Source organism: Rhodohalobacter sp. SW132, from assembly GCF_003390325.1.
GTDB lineage: Bacteria > Bacteroidota > Rhodothermia > Balneolales > Balneolaceae > SW132.
In genome coordinates this window covers 505,615-520,934 of the sequence record NZ_QUOK01000002.1, presented here as the reverse complement: position 1 = coordinate 520,934, position 15,320 = coordinate 505,615, and the positions used below count along the sequence as shown (strand labels likewise).

The 15,320-nt window shown below is 44.7% G+C and carries 13 protein-coding genes; 11 read left to right on the top strand and 2 right to left on the bottom strand.

The genetic code is table 11. The features are described from left to right. Positions 1 to 64 precede the first annotated feature (64 nt). The 3 genes from DYD21_RS06860 (at position 65) to DYD21_RS06850 (ending at position 4,710) form a co-directional block, all read left to right on the top strand. Positions 65 to 2,650 carry a DUF5689 domain-containing protein gene (locus DYD21_RS06860; protein WP_116034485.1) on the top strand — a complete coding sequence of 862 codons (2,586 nt, stop codon included), beginning with the start codon at positions 65 to 67 and terminating at the stop codon, positions 2,648 to 2,650. 191 nt (positions 2,651 to 2,841) lie between these two features. Beyond that, a complete protein-coding gene (locus DYD21_RS06855) occupies positions 2,842 to 3,402 on the top strand; it encodes a hypothetical protein (RefSeq protein WP_116034483.1) in 561 nt (186 codons plus the stop codon). A gap of 243 nt (positions 3,403 to 3,645) precedes the next feature. Beyond that, a complete protein-coding gene (locus DYD21_RS06850; RefSeq protein ID WP_116034480.1) occupies positions 3,646 to 4,710 on the top strand; it encodes an agmatine/peptidylarginine deiminase in 1,065 nt (354 codons plus the stop codon). Positions 4,711 to 4,927: 217 nt separating this feature from the next. Here the strand turns inward: DYD21_RS06850 and DYD21_RS06845 are convergent, their stop codons facing one another. Next, on the bottom strand, positions 4,928 to 5,521 hold the full coding sequence (locus DYD21_RS06845) for a hypothetical protein (RefSeq protein ID WP_147303512.1): 594 nt from the start codon (positions 5,519 to 5,521) through the stop codon (positions 4,928 to 4,930). A 268-nt stretch (positions 5,522 to 5,789) separates the two neighbouring features. Further along, positions 5,790 to 6,575 carry a hypothetical protein gene (locus tag DYD21_RS06840; RefSeq protein ID WP_116034474.1) on the bottom strand — a complete coding sequence of 262 codons (786 nt, stop codon included), beginning with the start codon at positions 6,573 to 6,575 and terminating at the stop codon, positions 5,790 to 5,792. A gap of 209 nt (positions 6,576 to 6,784) precedes the next feature. On the opposite strand from DYD21_RS06840, the gene gatB reads away from it, so the two are divergent. The 8 genes from gatB to DYD21_RS06800 are packed head-to-tail and all read left to right on the top strand — an operon-like array spanning position 6,785 to position 15,080. Next, entirely contained in the window at positions 6,785 to 8,233 is a 1,449-nt protein-coding gene (gene gatB, locus DYD21_RS06835) for an Asp-tRNA(Asn)/Glu-tRNA(Gln) amidotransferase subunit GatB (RefSeq protein ID WP_116034471.1), read from the top strand. Continuing rightward, positions 8,233 to 9,618, top strand: coding sequence for a hypothetical protein (locus tag DYD21_RS06830; protein ID WP_116034469.1), 1,386 nt, complete (start codon positions 8,233 to 8,235; stop codon positions 9,616 to 9,618). Before gatB ends, DYD21_RS06830 begins: the two co-directional genes overlap by 1 nt. Further along, on the top strand, positions 9,615 to 10,385 hold the full coding sequence (gene tpiA, locus DYD21_RS06825; RefSeq protein ID WP_116034467.1) for a triose-phosphate isomerase: 771 nt from the start codon (positions 9,615 to 9,617) through the stop codon (positions 10,383 to 10,385). The genes DYD21_RS06830 and tpiA overlap by 4 nt, the downstream gene beginning before the upstream one ends. After that, the gene (purD, locus tag DYD21_RS06820; RefSeq protein WP_199535477.1) at positions 10,385 to 11,677 is read left to right on the top strand and encodes a phosphoribosylamine--glycine ligase; all 1,293 of its coding nucleotides are present in this window, start codon (positions 10,385 to 10,387) and stop codon (positions 11,675 to 11,677) included. The genes tpiA and purD overlap by 1 nt, the downstream gene beginning before the upstream one ends. Then, a complete protein-coding gene (locus DYD21_RS06815) occupies positions 11,670 to 12,497 on the top strand; it encodes a hypothetical protein (protein WP_147303511.1) in 828 nt (275 codons plus the stop codon). Before purD ends, DYD21_RS06815 begins: the two co-directional genes overlap by 8 nt. Positions 12,498 to 12,535: 38 nt before the next feature. Further along, positions 12,536 to 13,006 (top strand): hypothetical protein, encoded by a 471-nt coding sequence (locus DYD21_RS06810; protein WP_147303510.1) that lies wholly within the window; start codon positions 12,536 to 12,538, stop codon positions 13,004 to 13,006. Further along, positions 13,006 to 14,010: a hypothetical protein gene (locus tag DYD21_RS06805; protein ID WP_116034459.1), complete on the top strand. Its 1,005-nt coding sequence runs from the start codon at positions 13,006 to 13,008 to the stop codon at positions 14,008 to 14,010. Before DYD21_RS06810 ends, DYD21_RS06805 begins: the two co-directional genes overlap by 1 nt. Further along, positions 13,980 to 15,080, top strand: coding sequence for an acyl-CoA reductase (locus tag DYD21_RS06800; protein WP_116034457.1), 1,101 nt, complete (start codon positions 13,980 to 13,982; stop codon positions 15,078 to 15,080). Before DYD21_RS06805 ends, DYD21_RS06800 begins: the two co-directional genes overlap by 31 nt. Positions 15,081 to 15,320 lie beyond the last annotated feature (240 nt).

The window sequence follows — 15,320 nt, the reverse complement described above, 5'->3', positions numbered from 1 at the left end:
GCAGGTGAAAACATCACACGGTGAACAAAATGCCGCACACGATCTATAAAAATAAGCTCACAATATGATAAAAAGGTTACTACTACTCACGATATTTAGTTTTACGCTTACAGCTCTAGCCTTTGGACAGCTGTTTGAGGATTTTGAAGATGGGACTAAGAACAGTTATGCTGCTGGCACTACAGATTTTGCTTCAGGTACCTGGTATTTAGATGATGCTCTGATTGGAACCGATGAAAGAGATCGAAAAAATGGAAATCAGTCTGTCCGTATTCGAGGGTATATTCAAATGAATTTTGATTTCCCGGATGGAGCTTCAGGTTTCCAGTTTTTAGCTTCTAATTCCGGTTTTTCTAATGATGTTGGTGGTGTATTACAAGTTTACTATTCAACTGATTCAGGCGGGAACTGGTCTGCAATTGGTGATGAGTTTACCCTTTCTGATACGCTTGAGGAGTACAATGTTCTGGTTGAGGAGACAGGAGATATTCGATTTAGAATTGAAAAAAAAGAGGGCAACCGGGTCAATGTCGATGATATATTGATCGAGCCATTTATTGAGTTATCTGACGACCCAACCATTTCTGTGCGCAGAGGAAATGATACCGTATCGGATAACGAAGAGATTCAGTTTTCATCTACCGCGATCGGATCTTCCCGCTCCGTTGAACTGCAAATTACCAATAACGGAGTTCCTGACCTTGAAATTGAAGAGGTTACGTTATCTGACGGGCAGGCATTTTCCGTTTCAAGCCTTGAAGGATCAATCGCATCACGCGAAACTGAAACCTTTACCATTGCTTTTGAACCACAATCTGTTGGTGATTTCGTGGATGCGTTAACGATCTCTACGAATGATCCCAGCACACCTGAATTTACAATTCATGTAAGCGGTACATCGGTTTCAGAAGATGATATCTCCACAATTGCTTCTGCGCGTGAACTTGATTTTGGAACCCGTGTTACGGTTTCAGGACGTGTTACGGTTGCTGATGAGTTTTCAGGCCCCGTGTTTATCCAGGATCAAACTGCAGGAATTGCTGTTTATTATGTACCGATGCACTCTGCTGTCCAAAGAGGAGACTCTGTAGTCGTAACAGGTCCTGTTACGGAATTTAATCCTACCGGTTCAAATCAAGGCACTTTTTTAATGCAAATTGCTGCCCATGATGGGGACTCTGATATCTCGTTTGATATTATTGACACAGATCCCGTTGAAATAGAACCACAAGTGATCACCCTTGCAGATATGAATGCCGGAGGGTACGAATCTCAGCTTGTTACTGTTAATGCCGTGAGTTTTACTGACGATGGAGTATTCCAGGGTGGTCAGAATTATGAAATTACCGACCCAACCGATAACGGACAACTGCGAATTGACCAAAATGCAACTGATCTTGTAAATGCTTCAATTCCAACGGAAGTCATTGAAATTACCGGTGTGATTGATCGCTTTTCAGGCACATATCAGCTGAAACCCCGCGATAGTGAAGATATTGCCATTGAAGTGTATGAACCTGTTGGAGATGATATTTCTAAAGATCAGACCTTTGATGTTGTTACCTGGAATATTGAGTGGTTTGGTAACTCCGGAAACGGACCGGATGACCTGGATCTGCAGATGAATAATGTGATTGAAGTGATTCGTACGATCGATGCGGACCTGTATGCGCTTCAGGAAATTGCCGATGAACAGCGGTTTTTTGCACTGGTGGACAGCCTCGAAGGATACGATGGATTTTGGGCGGATTATATCACTCAAACTCAAAAAATGGCCTATATCTACAGAACAGACGTGATTCAGAAGGTTGATAGCGGAGAGCACGTAACAAATCAAGATGCGTACGATTGGGCATTCAGGCTGCCGTTATGGTTTGAATTTGATGCAACCGTGAACGACGTTACCCGTCGAATTCGGGCTTATAATACACATGCCAAGGCGATATCAGATCAAGAGTCATATGACCGGCGAGTGATGGCATCCACCCGCATGAAAGAGTATCTCGATGATTTCAGAACAGAGGATAATGTGATCTTTATTGGAGATTACAATGATGGCCTGGTCACTGCCACGTTTGAGAACCGGGAGTCACCTTATCAAAATTTTGTAGATGATGAGAATTACTACACGATTACGTACGATCTGGAAGCTCGCGGGTTTGCATCCTACATTGCCGGTACATTCAGGAGTATGCTTGACCACATCACCGTTACAAATGATCTCATTGATGATCATATTGATGGCGCTCAGCGGGTGGAAAATCCGAACTATATCGGAAGTTTCATCTCAACCACATCCGATCACGCCCCCGTTTGGACCCGGTTTGATTTCAGCCGCAGTCTTGTGAGTGTGGAAGATGAAATTCTCGCGGAGAACCCGACCCAGGTGACACTGGATCAAAACTACCCAAACCCGTTTAACCCAACGACCAATATCTCATTTACGCTGCCGGAGCGATCTGACGTAACTCTGAAGGTGTACGATGTGATGGGACGTGAAGTGGCAACTCTCGCCAACCGTCAGTCGTTTACGGGCGGAAATCATGCAGTGACATTCGATGCATCGAGCCTCTCCAGCGGAATGTATATCTACAGGCTGTCACTGGACAACGGGATGAACCTGACACGTCGAATGATGTTGGTGAAATAGGATTGAAAAAAACTACATTTTATGAGCACAAAAAAGGTCCTTCGGGGCCTTTTTTATTTACATCTGTTTGATACAGAAAGATTTACAATAGAGAGGAACCTTTATGTCTGAACCATGTGTTGTATGATATGGTAAGTTATCCATAGTACATCACGCATATTGTAACCAATCCTAATGAAAAGCTATTTATCATGAAAAAATCACTTTTAATCATTTTAACCGGTGCAATTACTCTGTTTTTACTGTTTAGTATAAACGAGCGCGCACAAGCTCAGAATTTAGAAGATTCGATACTTGTTACCAATCCTGGAGATATAACATTTGGCGTTGGCTTAACCCAGGGTACAAGTACCGGTTTTTTGGGAAATTCTGAATTTGGTTTAACCGGGCAGATCTATTATACCGTAACCGAAGACTTCAGAGGTGGTGTAGACTACACCCATTACCTGATTGGTGAACGTGAATTAAATGCAAGTGAACTGAATTTCAATGTTCATTACTTTGTGCGAAACAGAGGAGGGTTAACAATATACGGGCTTGGCGGTATCAATGTGTCAAATACGTCAGGCAGTGATCAGCGATGGCGTGTGGAACGTGATTTGGGTAATCCCGACACCCGGAAATATGGATTGAATATCGGTGCAGGACTTGAAATTCGAATAGGAAATCTTGTTGTGTATGGCGAACCAAAAGCGACACTGCTTGGCGGGAGTCAATTTGTGCTGACTGGCGGGGTGCGATTTATTCTTTGATAGTAAGCTTTGCGCCGCAGGCATCACTTCGGGGCATTTCTGTCCCGTCTGCACGCTGTTTCTGCGGTCTGAAGGATGAGTGCCATCCATCAGCCGGCTCCGGGGATGCCATTCGTGATAAACCTCCTGATACGAGGTTTTTGAAATTGAAGAAGCGTTACGAATCTTCCCAATCTCTGTTTAAATTTCCTTTGTATCATACAAATTCATCACAGGCAGATATGCCATACGAAACAGGATGTAATGGCTGAATCCAATCTGAACAGAAAATACAGGATGCCGGCTGAATGGTCGCATCATTCAGCTACTATGCTGATATGGCCCCACAACAGAGATACCTGGCCCGAAAAAAGACTGGAAGCTGTGGAAAAGATATATCACTCCATAATAACCACACTTTTGAAATATGAACCGGTTTTGTTGTTTGTGAATAGCGAACCGGTAAAACAGCGGGCGATTAAAATACTCGGAGATCTCAGTTCCTGCAAACATACAATGCGCATTGTTGTTACCCCTGTGAATGATGTTTGGGCGAGAGACAGCGGACCTATTTTTGTGAAGGATCTGAATGATGATTCGTTTCTGATTACAGACTGGGAGTTTAACTCCTGGGGAGGAAAGTATGCACCCTGGAGTGACGACAATAAAATCCCTGCAAAAATTACCGGGATGTTTTCTTTATCAAAATTAACCCCCGGAATGGTGCTGGAAGGCGGAGCTATTGAAACAAACGGTGAAGGTTTGTTTATAACGACTGAGAGCGTTTTACTAAATAAAAACCGTAATCCGGAACTATCAAAGGAAGAGATTGAGGATAAACTGGCGCACTATCTTGGTGCGGAAAAAGTGATCTGGCTAAAAGCAGGTCTGAAAGGGGATGACACAGACGGACATATTGATGATCTGACGAGATTTACCGACAAAAATACAATTGTCTCTTCTGTAACGGATGATGCTTCCGGGCCAAATTATGAAATTCTGCAGGAAAACCTGGAGATACTCCGTTCAGCCCGTGATATCGACGGAAATCCGCTTGAAATCCATGAAATTTCGCTGCCCGACACCCGCACATCCGATCCTACCGTGGATGGTTCAGATCATGTTCCGGCGAGTTATGCAAATTTTTATATCGCAAACGGAGCTGTTCTGCTGCCGTTATATGATGAAAAAAGTGACCAGAAGATGGTTCAGCTCTTTTCTGAACTTTTTCCTGGCAGAGTGATTGAAGGAATACCGTGTTCAGACCTTGTTTGGGGGCAGGGCAGCATTCACTGCATCACCCAGCAGCTTTATGGGATTACGTTATGAAACATGTAGTACTAACTTTTCCATTAATATAATCGCTCCTTAAGAACTCAATATTCCATGGTGAAGACAGATCGCATCGGTTTTTTTAGGAGGCACCTGTATTAGGATAAGATGGACTGGGGGTTCATACAGAAAATGGATGAGGAAACCCCTTTTTTGTCAGGTAACCTCAGTAGAATAAAGAAGTTATAGAAAGAGGTAAAACGTCTATATCACATCATAGATTTTTTTTAATTACGAATGAATTCGAAAAAACAATCTCTGATTGCAAATTACCTGAGTCATACTTTTTCATGTTCCATTCTCCATATACTTGCTCGCGTACACGATAAGTGCCCTCAATATCGCTTATATGCCATGATTCATCCTCACTCTCGGGATCCCATATTGATGGGGATAAATGTATGGCAGCCTCATAAGATTTAACCGGCTCTATTTTGATTGGAGAACGAAGTATATCAGGACAAACGGGGGAATAAGCAATAATCCATTCACCATCAACGAGCTTTTCAAGGACATCTGAGGGAACGCCGAGGCATGAACCAGGATAGAAATTTTGATTTCCCTTATTGATATACGAATATGTAATTTTTAGAGGACTATCTTCTTGATCTATATTATATACTTCTTGATCGGATTTGATGGAAAAATCTTCCAGGGCAACTAACAACATTTCTTTATTTTTTGAATCAGAATCAAATAACTCAGAACAGCCTATCATATAACTGATGAAGAGTAAGCAGATACTCCACTTTATAGTTGCACGCATTGTTTTATCCGATAAATAGAGTGTTTGTTTTTCTAAGAACATTACTTTTATGCCCGGGGTACGAAAAATGGATACTTAACTATACCTAAACGAATATATAGTCACAATTAATGCTATCAAACATATAAAACGTAAACCGGGTTATTGGGAGTCACAATAATAGCAGTGGATACACAAAATGAGTTACATACGGTCTGGGCAGAACGTTCAGGGCTATTCCCAAGTTCTTGAATTGGGTTGGTTTTTCCAGATTGCAAGGCGGATAAATGGTCTGCCATATTAACTCTGAGCAGTTACGGCTGATTCTGATTTAGTTATACGGTTCATCTTCAGTCACATACCCGATTCTCTGCCATATCTCACTTCGCACAAGATCACGGGTTGACCAAATGTGTTCAAAAAACTCCATGAGGTTTACATTTGGATTCTGGCTGCGGATCAGCTCTTCATTAAACCCAAATTCAATATGTTCAAGCTTGGTGAAGTAATTTCCAGTTGCAAAATTGTATCCGTATTCTAATCCGCCGGGAGCTACAAGCTGGTACATTTCCCAAGCCTCCATGATTTCCCGATCCATTCTTCGTTCATGGAGCGGTTTTGCAACCTCATCCTCAAGCATCTGGTATTCAAGTTCACGCCCCATGCGTACGTGCATGTAATCCATCATCAAAAAATTGCTGGGAGTTTCGGTCATTTGATTTACCAGGCTGTTTCGTACCGTCCAAAGTTCAGATTTCATTAACTGGTACATATCCCGTTCTGAGAACGTAAGAAGCAGATCCGACTTATTGGTATTCAGTTCATCAAAAGATCCGATTGATGGAGCTGAGGTTATACTCACATAATTATAATGATTGGAACCGCTTCCAGAATAAAGCACACGATAAATCACCCAGGAATCGATATCACCGGATGAGATTCGTTCATTTTTGTGTTCTTCGAGTTGCGGAATGATGCTGTTTTTAAATTCCGTGAGCTGGGTATGGTCGACTGTTAGGTAATCGACTTTCAAATAAACGCCTTGCCTGTTTTGGGAGTGCAAAAGAAGTGGAAGAAGGGCAACGGCTACTGCGAGCTTTAGTATTTTTGTTACCATAAGATCTCCGATTGTTTGCGGTGTCTTAATAATTACTAAAATTATTTCATTTATCTAAATATTTTGCTGAAAATCGATACTATTTTAAACTTTTTTATGAAATTGAGGCAAACATGCGGATTCTATTTGAACACTTATTTTGTGTAAATACTTTCCTATCTTCACACCGATCAAATATATAAACCGACTCAACCGTCCAAATCAACTCTATGTCGACGATTGCAAATTCTAAGTACGAGGCTGTTATCGGCCTTGAAGTTCACGCGCAGTTATTAACTGAAAGTAAGGCGTTTGCCCCCGTATCCACACAATATGGCGGAGCGCCCAACTCACAGGTCACACCGCTCTGTCTTGGTCACCCGGGCACATTGCCGGTATTGAATGAAAACCTAGTGCGGTACATTATCCGGATGGGGCTTGCAACCGATTGCAAAATTGCTGAAAAATCCATTTTTGCACGAAAAAATTATTTTTATCCGGATCTCCCGAAAGGGTACCAGATCTCCCAGTTCGAAACACCCATCTGCTACGATGGCGAGATCCACATTGAACTTGAAGAGTATGATAAAATAATCGGGCTGACTCGAATCCACATGGAGGAGGATGCCGGTAAATCAATTCACGACCAGGATCCCTATCATACACTGGTTGACCTGAACAGAGCCGGAACTCCGCTGATTGAAATTGTATCTGAACCGGATTTGCGAACACCTCAGGAAGCGTATGCTTACCTGACCAAAATCAAGCAGATTGTTCAATATCTTGAAATTTGTGACGGAAATATGGAGGAGGGTAGTCTCCGGTGCGATGCAAACGTTTCGATTCGTCCCCGCGGCCAGGAAGAGCTCGGCACCCGTACCGAGCTGAAAAACATGAACTCATTCCGAAACGTGGAACGTGCAATCGCATTTGAAATTCAGCGTCAGATTGACCTCGTGGAAGCGGGCGGAGAAGTTGTACAGAAAACATTGCTTTGGGACTCCAACAAAAATGAAACTCGGCAGATGCGTACCAAAGAGGAGGCGCACGATTACCGATATTTCCCAGAGCCCGATATTCCCCCGGTTGTGGTCACGGATGAGATGCTTTCCGAAATTAAAGCTGAACTGCCGGAGTTGCCTGACGTACGCCTGCAACGGTTTATGGAAGAGCTGGAATTATCCGAAGAAGACGCTATTGTACTGACCGAAAATCGTTACCTGGCAGATTATTACGAAAATACCCTCGAAAAATTAGATGAGCCGAAAGCGGTGGCAAACATCATTTTATCAGAAGTGCTCCGGGTACTGAACGACCGCAGCATTTCGATCCGGGAATTCACGATTTCTGTTGAACGGCTTGCAGAACTCGTGTCGCTAAAGCTGGAAGACAAAGTGAATTCATCGGCCATGCAGGAGATTTTTAATGAAATGCTCTCGGATGAACGCCCGCCGGAAGAACTTGCTGAAGAGATGAACCTTATACAGGTTTCCGATTCCGGTTTTGTGGAACCGATTATAGCGGATGTCATCGAAAATAACCCTGATGAAGTAGAAAAATACAGAGGCGGAAAAAAGGCCCTGATTGGATTTTTCATCGGTCAGGTTATGAAACAATCGAAAGGAAAAGCGAATCCGAAACAGGTTCGCGAACTCGTCACAAAAAAACTTGAAGCCTGATGAAGCAGCATTACAAATTTGGAAAAGGAATCGGGTTTCTGGTTCTGGTTAGCCTTCTTTTCTCAGCCTGCAGTTCTGATCCGGAACCTGAACCCGGAACGGTTATTCAGGGAATCGTAACCGTTGACCCTGAACTGGATTCTACCACTGACTACTCCGGAATAGAGCTGATGATCGGGTTTTCAGATGTTCAGGGCGGAATTAGTGACACACTCTATTTTGCACGAACGGACACAACAGGTGCCTTTTCAGGTACAGCCCGGACCGACGAAAACGGTATCTACCCGATGGTTGTATCCAGGAATAACAACCAGATCGGTATCGTAAATCTGGTACTGGCTAAAGGTGATACGATAAATCTGAGTGCTGTACTTCCATCGCTGCAGGAGTCTGTAGATATTCAGTCGGTAGAACACAATGAATTTCAGCGTTATGAGCGTCTTCAGCGTAATTTCAGCCGCGTGGTTCAATACATCAACACGGTTGGAATGAGCCGGGACAGTGTGGAGACCGAAATTTATAAATGGAGCGGCTTATTTTGGGATTTTTATGAACAAACCGATGCATCGTATGCCGGAGAACGATCTGCGGTGACATCAGTTTCCATTCTCGAAGGGTGGGATAACGACTTGATGGTTGCACGTTCCGATACGCTGCTTGCCCGGTATAACCGGTTACCGACAGATCTCCGCGTTCAACTAACTCAATATTATGCCGAAGAGGAGGGACTCGACCGGTCCATCGCTTTCCTCGATCAGCTTGACGGCAGATTTGAAACCGGCGAACGGCAGATGCAGATCCGTATGGAAAAGATTGAACTACTATATGATAGCGCGAGAACGGACAATGCCGAAACACTTCTCGAAGAGTTTAAACGAACGTACTCTGATCATGAAGCTGCCATGCAGTGGGCTGAAAACAAAACGTACGACCTGGCTACACTTGCTCCCGGCAGAGCATTCCCGGAATTTAATTTCACAACTACAGAGGGTGAAACCGTATCGAATGCATCACTGGAAGGATCAGCTTATTTGCTGGAAATTACCCGGTTTGATAATCCGCTTTACCAGGCACAGTATGAGCAAACAGTAGTGATACAGCAGATTTACAGTAATTATGGACTTGAAATTGTTACCATACCGTTAGCCACATCAGCAACAGCATTAGAAGCCTTTTTTGATGAAAGAGTTAAACTTTGGGATGTGGTTGAACCGGGAAGTTTTAATGCTGAAGAACTCATCGAAAAATATAACATACAACAGCTTCCTACCCGTTTTCTTGTAAACGACCAGGGAACCATCATTAAACGATACGCAGGTGCTGAGTACGATACCGTAATTCAGGGTCTGCAGAATATTCTAACTCAAGAACAGATCGAATCATGACAAAATTTTTGATAGCCGGTAACTGGAAAATGAATCTCGGACCGACAGATGCCGCTGCACTGGCCGGTGAACTTTCAAAAAAATGGCCATCAGGCTCGTTTTCGAATGATGTGGTGGTTTCACCGACCGCCATTTCAGTTCCCGCCGTAGTGGATGCGCTGAAGGGAACGGATATCGCCGTATCTGTTCAGAATGTACACACTGAAGATAGCGGAGCGTTTACCGGTGAAATCAGCACACCCATGGTGAAAGATGCCGGCTGTAAGTATGTGATTATCGGCCACTCCGAACGGCGCGAATATTTTGGCGAGACCGATGAGCTGGTAGCATCAAAAGCTAAAAAAGTGATTGCCGACGGCCTTCGTGCTATTGTATGTGTTGGTGAAAAACTGGAAGAGAGAAAAGATGGATCTCAGCAGAAAGTGGTGAAAAAACAGCTCGACGGAGTGCTCAGCGCAATCGACAGCTCAGATTCCAAAAACTTTGTAATTGCTTATGAGCCGGTTTGGGCGATTGGAACGGGTGAAACCGCATCACCTGAACAGGCGCAGGAAATGCACAACTATATCCGTTCTGTTGTGGCGGATCGATGGGATGAAACGGCAAGCAAAAATGTCCGGATTCTGTATGGCGGCAGTATGAAACCGGCCAACGCAGAAGAGCTGCTGTCTCAGGATGATGTGGATGGCGGATTGATCGGCGGGGCGAGCCTGAAGGCAGATTCCTTTTCTGAACTAATCGAGATTGCAGAATCCCTTTCTAAATAATGGAAAAAATCAATGTTTTGCTGATAGGAAGCGGTGGGCGTGAAAGTGCCATCGCCTGGAAATTATCACGATCTGAGCTGCTTGATACTCTCTATATCGCTCCGGGAAATCCTGGCACCGAGCCGTACGGCACCAATATTTCACTCGATACAGACGATTTTGTAACCGTTGAGAAAAAAGTGAAGGAGCTCGGCATTGAGCTCGTCATCGTTGGGCCGGAACAGCCGCTGGTTGATGGTATTGAAGATACTCTTTCCGAAAAAGGAATCCCCGTATTTGGCCCGTCAGCCGCTGCGGCACAGCTTGAGGGGAGTAAGTCGTTTGCGAAGGAGTTCATGAAGCAATACGGAATTCCAACAGCAGATTATCAAACATTTGAGATCGACCAGTTTGATAAGGCTTCTGAATACATCAAACAAAAAAACCGGTACCCGGTTGTGCTGAAAGCAGATGGTCTGGCAGGCGGAAAAGGTGTGTTCATCTGCGAAAATCAGCAGGAAGTAGAGAAACGGCTTTCTCAGCTTTCTGAGGATGAAAACCTGAAATCTGCCGCAGCCACACTGGTTGTTGAAGAGTTTATGGAAGGAGAAGAGGCGTCCGTTTTTGTGATATCAGACGGCGAATCGTTTCGGGTGATCCACAACGCGCAGGATCATAAACGAATCGGAGAAGGAGATACCGGTTTGAATACCGGCGGTATGGGAGCCTACGCACCCGCTCCGCTTGTAACCGATTCACTCAAACAAAGAATCGATGATGAGATCACACGTCCCACGATTGAGGGGATGAAAGCTTCAGGACATCCATATAAAGGAATCCTGTATATCGGGCTGATGATGACAGAAGATGGCCCAAAAGTGGTGGAATATAACTGCAGATTTGGTGATCCGGAGTGCCAGGTAATATTACCGCCTCTGAAAAACGACCTGCTTAAACTGATGATTTCCGCAACACGGGGAGAAATTGATACTGAGCCGGAACTTGTGATCCACAGCGATTACTTTTGTACCGTTGTTTTGGCAAGCGGAGGATATCCCGGGCCGTATAAAAAAGGACTGGAAATCAGCGGAGCGGACCAGATGGATGATCGTGCCCTGTTATTTCATGCCGGTACAGCGAATAAAGACGGCAAGCTTGTAACCAATGGCGGACGTGTTCTGAACGTTGTTGGCCGCGGGAAAACACTAAAACAGGCGATCGATCACGCCTATACGAATGTGGAAAAGGTTACGTTCAAAGATTGTTATTATCGAAGGGATATCGGTAAAAAAGGTCTGAAAAAGCTTGCTTAATCTACTCTTTATAGGAATGTTTGCCGCTGGCCTGATCGCAGAGCCGCGCGACACCTCCGTGCAGCTACATCCCATTGGCGGAAATTTGGATGGAGCCACCTCTATCAGCATTATTCCTTCCGGTGAAATCTACATCACAGAACGAGGAAAACACCGTTTACTGAAGCTCAACCGGCTGGGGACACGCATCGATTCGGTCGGCAGCCAGGGCAGAAGTGATTACCGGTTCGACAGGCCGGTGTCGGTGAATGCCACAAACGGGCTTAAAATTTATGTCGCCGATCAAAACAACGAACGCGTTCAGATGTTCGACCGCCGGCATCAGTATCTCTCCACGATCTCCGCTGATATTATTGACGGAGAATCGAGATTGAGGCCTGTGGCTCTGACCGTATCTCGCACGAACGATCTGTATGTTTACGATTCCGAGCGGTTTAAAATATTTGTGTTTGATAACAACGGAAATCAGTCAGGCGAAATAAATTTGCGTCAGCATGGAATCAGGAGCGTGGATCAAATGAAAATATCGGGTCCAGAATTATTGCTATTTGATGCCCATAATGGGGTAATTCACCGGTTTCGGAGCGATGGAAGCTATCTGAATTTTATAAGCGGTTTTGCAGGAGCCCTTGCTATTTTCGGGACAGATCAGCATATCTGGTCGCTTTACAACGACAGAATCGTTCAGAAAAATCAACGGGGCAGCCTGGTAGCGACGTTTACGATCGGGGAACCGGTTCAGTCCGCATCAGACCTGGCCATCCGCGGGAGCCGGGCATACATCCTCACACCTTCTCAACTTTGGACCGCAACGCTATAATGAAGCGACTCATATTTTTTGCAATTCTGATTATTTCGATGCCTGGTATTACAGTGGCGCAAACCGCACACGAAGATACCCGCATGAAATTTATGGCAACAGTTCTGCCGTCTGTTTCTGTGGAATCAGTTGATGTGATGATCGCCATCAACGAGAGCGAATCGGTAAATGAGGTGGATCTTACTCCATTTGATGAACAGAGCGGACTGATTGTGATCTCCGGCACACCATACAGTGAATTTACGTTTAGGATACCCCTGGAGACAGATCTGAATAATCAATTCAGTGAACGCGCGATTTTAACAGACTATCGGTTTATTGCAGGTGAGGATCAAATTCCGGATACGATGGAGATGATCTCCCCGTCAGCCTGTAATGAAATAACAATTCCGGAATCAGGCACACTTTATATCCGCGTCGGCGGTACATTGCAGGCGGAAAAGAAAGAGAGTGATCTCAGGGGAATTTACACCGGCACACTTTCTATTGATTGTGAAACGGAATCCTGATGGAGAGAAAAACGCAAAAGATCATCTCTGTGCTGTTTGATGAGTCACGTTCGTTTCTGGAACGTGCGATATTTGCTTTCAATTACCAGCGGGAGCACAACCCGGCGTATGCCACTTTTGCCAGTCATTTTATTTCCGGAAATAAGGAGCCTCGCCGCATTTCCGAAATTCCTTTGATGCCGATTCGTGCTTTTAAGGAGATGAATTTAATTGTTGATGGAAAACAACCGGAAGTGATATTTAAAAGCTCCGGGACCGGCACGATGAACCGCAGCACGCATCCTGTAGCCGATTTGGATCTGTACAGAAAATCGATCACGGAAGGCTTCAATAAGCATTTCAATTTGGATAGGAGCACCATTCTGTGCTACACCCCGGGCTACGCTGATAATCCAGATTCCTCACTTTTATGGATGCTGAACTACCTGATCAAACAAGATTTTTCGGGCAGAAGCCGGTTCCTGCCGCTTGATGAACCGCTGACTACCGAAACTATAGAATCCGCACTGGATAAAGATCACACGCTGATCCTTTTTGGAGCCGCATTCGGGCTGCTTGATCTGATTGAAGCCGGTTCAGCGAAACTCCCAAAATCAGCACACATTATCGAGACCGGCGGGATGAAAACGCACCGGCGGGAGATGAGTAAAGACGAACTCAGGCAGCGTCTTTCAGATGGATTCGGTACGGACCTTATGCAGATACATTCCGAATATGGAATGTGCGAACTGCTGAGCCAAATGTACGCCATCGGGGGTGAAACGTTCAAAACACCGCATTGGATGAACGCATCAGTCAGGAATCCAGAAGATCCGTTTGATGAATGTGCACCAGAGTTTGAAGGGAAAATCGGGATTATCGATCTTGCAAATATCTATAGTTGTCCGTTTATACTGACCGAAGATCGCGGGGTGATTGATATGGATGGAAATCTTTCCGTGCTTGGACGCTGGCAAACCGCAGAACTTCGCGGATGCAATTTTTTGATCGATCGGGAGGTGTGATGAATCTGCAGATTAAACAGAGAATTAATAAACTTCAGGATGCGATCGATCGATGGCTATCACCGGGAAATGATCATCTCAGGGAAGCGATTGACCGAAGTGTGAAGGAAGGGTTTTTTAGTTTTCCCGATATCAAATATCAAATTCAGGCCCTCAAAAAATCAATTAAACGAGGGGAACTGATTCGATGGGCAGAGCAGGCTAACCACACAGAATGGATATCAGAGAAAAAAAAAGTGCTCTGTCTGCATGCGGGAAATCTTCCGCTGGTAGGTGTGCAGGATATCCTTGCAGTGGCACTAAGTGGTCATCACTACATTGGGAAAATCTCGAGGAAAGATCCGTACCTGCCGCAAACGCTGCTCAATAGTTTAAAAAATGACGGGCTGATATCGGGACGCTGGTCAGTGGAACTGCCGGACCTGAAAGGGGAGAGGGCAGATGCACTTCTTTTTTCCGGATCGGTACATTCAGTTGACGATCTGCTTGAAAAACTGTCAGAGCTTGATATTGCAGATAATAAAACTCCACAATTGATGCGAACCGCCCACTTTTCAATCGCCTGTATTGAAGATAATAGCAGCGAGACGATGCATCACCTTGCGGATGCGGTGTTTCGGTATGGCGGGAAAGGGTGCAGGTCGGTGGCAATGGTTGTGGCTCCATTTTCGCTGAACAGCAGCAAGTGTGAATTCACCGATTATGTGGAATCGTTCTGGCTGAAAAATCCGCAGCACGAAAAACCATCGGGATCGCTTTATTACCGCTATGCATACAACAAAGCGGCCGGAATTGAGCAAGCCTGGCTGGATGATTTTTTAATTGAAGAGACCGAACATGAACCGACGGAGCCGTTCATCCTGCACTGGGTTCAGGGCGACCGCAACAAGGCCGCTGAACTTGCAAACAAGTATCGCCAGAGATTGCAAACGGTTTACGTTACAGATCCATCAGCTAAAATAGAGAACGCCCCGGTTGAACCGGAACTAATGAGAGATGCCCAGAATCCACCGATCTGGTGGAAACCCGACGGCCAAGATCCCCTGAAATGGCTGATAGAATTGAAATAAACCATCCGGAGGAAGAGATATGGTATTTCTCAAGGCACTCAATCCAGTCCAAAACCATAAAGCCCTTCCGAATGAATCACTGTGCACAACTTTGAGTCTTCAGAAATACCATATCTACAGGGTATTGATGTAACGAACTTGAATTAACTGCTCCCGTTACGCCTCGATAGTTTTATTCACCTTGCATCACTCATCGCCTCGGCGTCTGTATATTTGGACCGTATAACGTTTCTACAAATA

What these genes read in the sequence shown, in the direction of transcription:
- DYD21_RS06860 (WP_116034485.1), top strand. Translation starts at nt 65, where the DNA reads ATGATAAAAAGGTTACTACTACTCACGATATTTAGTTTTACGCTTACA.
- DYD21_RS06855 (WP_116034483.1), top strand. Translation starts at nt 2,842, where the DNA reads ATGAAAAAATCACTTTTAATCATTTTAACCGGTGCAATTACTCTGTTT.
- DYD21_RS06850 (WP_116034480.1), top strand. Translation starts at nt 3,646, where the DNA reads ATGGCTGAATCCAATCTGAACAGAAAATACAGGATGCCGGCTGAATGG.
- DYD21_RS06845 (WP_147303512.1), bottom strand. Translation starts at nt 5,521, where the DNA reads ATGTTCTTAGAAAAACAAACACTCTATTTATCGGATAAAACAATGCGT.
- DYD21_RS06840 (WP_116034474.1), bottom strand. Translation starts at nt 6,575, where the DNA reads ATGGTAACAAAAATACTAAAGCTCGCAGTAGCCGTTGCCCTTCTTCCA.
- gatB (WP_116034471.1), top strand. Translation starts at nt 6,785, where the DNA reads ATGTCGACGATTGCAAATTCTAAGTACGAGGCTGTTATCGGCCTTGAA.
- DYD21_RS06830 (WP_116034469.1), top strand. Translation starts at nt 8,233, where the DNA reads ATGAAGCAGCATTACAAATTTGGAAAAGGAATCGGGTTTCTGGTTCTG.
- tpiA (WP_116034467.1), top strand. Translation starts at nt 9,615, where the DNA reads ATGACAAAATTTTTGATAGCCGGTAACTGGAAAATGAATCTCGGACCG.
- purD (WP_199535477.1), top strand. Translation starts at nt 10,385, where the DNA reads ATGGAAAAAATCAATGTTTTGCTGATAGGAAGCGGTGGGCGTGAAAGT.
- DYD21_RS06810 (WP_147303510.1), top strand. Translation starts at nt 12,536, where the DNA reads ATGCCTGGTATTACAGTGGCGCAAACCGCACACGAAGATACCCGCATG.
- DYD21_RS06805 (WP_116034459.1), top strand. Translation starts at nt 13,006, where the DNA reads ATGGAGAGAAAAACGCAAAAGATCATCTCTGTGCTGTTTGATGAGTCA.
- DYD21_RS06800 (WP_116034457.1), top strand. Translation starts at nt 13,980, where the DNA reads ATGCAATTTTTTGATCGATCGGGAGGTGTGATGAATCTGCAGATTAAA.